Origin of the sequence: Arthrobacter sp. HMWF013 (assembly GCF_003061105.1) — a bacterium.
GTDB lineage: Bacteria > Actinomycetota > Actinomycetes > Actinomycetales > Micrococcaceae > Arthrobacter.
Genome location: NZ_QAIQ01000597.1, coordinates 1 through 1,232 on the forward strand (window position 1 = coordinate 1; position 1,232 = coordinate 1,232).

The following is a 1,232-nucleotide window of genomic DNA, read 5'->3' on the forward strand; positions in this document are numbered from 1 at the left end:
GTCCAGATGCAGATCCAGACCGGAACCCCCATCGACATCGTGCTGGTGGTGCAGTCGCTCATTGTGCTGTTCATCGCCGCGCCGCCGCTGGTCCGTGCGGTCTTCGGACTCAACGCCCGTAAGAAGAAGGCCGCAACCGCCGGCAAATCCCCGAAGGCAGCAACCACCGGAGGTGCAGCATGAGCACAACAGCAACCTCACCCGTCCCGGGAAGACCCGTCAAGCCACAGCAGGGGAAACCACAGCCGGACGGCACCGGCGCCGCGGCATACTCCGGGAAGCCCGTCACCTGGAAGCTGCCGGTCACGCTGCTCGCGCTGGCCGTGGTCGCGTTCATCTTCTTTGGCCTGATGGGTCCACAGGCAACGGCCAAATTCGGCATCTCCTCCGGCGGCGACTTCTTCCAACTGCCGGCCATTGAAGTGCCGGCCTTCGGGGCAGGGATCCTGCTTTCCGTGATCCTGCTGGGCCTCGCGGGCTACGCCATGTTCCTGAAGACCAAGAACGCCCGGCCGCCCCGCTGGCTGCCGGTCGCTTTCACTGTCCTGTTCGTGGTGGCCTTCCTGATCTGGGTCGTCGGCGGCGCAAGGACCCCCAGCATCTCGCTGGCCGGCCTCATCGCCGGGTCCGTCACCCTTGCGGTGCCGATTGTTTTCGGCTCGCTGTCAGGTGTCCTGTGCGAACGCTCCGGCGTCGTGAACATCGCCATCGAGGGCCAGCTCCTGGGAGGTGCATTCACGGCCGCCATCGTGGCCAGCCTGACGGACAGCCCCTATCTGGGGCTGCTCGCCGCGGCCGTCGCCGGTGCCCTGGTGTCCATGGTGCTGGCAGTCTTCAGCATCAGGTATGTGGTCAACCAGATCATCGTCGGCGTCGTGCTGAACGTGCTGATCTCGGGCCTCACCGGCTTCCTGTTCAGCACTGTGATGCAGGCGGACAAGGACATGTTCAACTCCCCGGGCCGGCTGCCCATCATCGAGATCCCGATCCTGTCCAGCATTCCTGTCCTGGGCCCCATCCTCTTCAAGCAGTCCGTAGTGGGCTACCTGATGTATGTGGCCGTAGCTGTGGTGTGGGTCGGATTGTTCAAGACGAAGTGGGGCCTGCGGGTCCGTTCCGTGGGCGAACACCCGCAGGCCGCCGACACCCTGGGCATCAAGGTCAACGCCACCCGTTTCTGGAACGTCACCCTTGGCGGCGCGGTGGCCGGGATCGGCGGTTCGTTCTTTACC

Annotated in this window: 1 protein-coding gene and 1 pseudogene; both read left to right on the plus strand. The window is 64.9% G+C overall.

Translation table 11 applies throughout. From position 1 onward, the window contains the following. Positions 1 to 183, plus strand: a pseudogene (locus tag DBR22_RS20195) (ABC transporter permease); the annotation flags it as partial. Next, a partial coding sequence (locus DBR22_RS20200) for an ABC transporter permease (protein ID WP_258229339.1) occupies positions 180 to 1,232 on the plus strand: 1,053 nt, incomplete at its 3' end. The pseudogene DBR22_RS20195 and the gene DBR22_RS20200, both read left to right, overlap by 4 nt.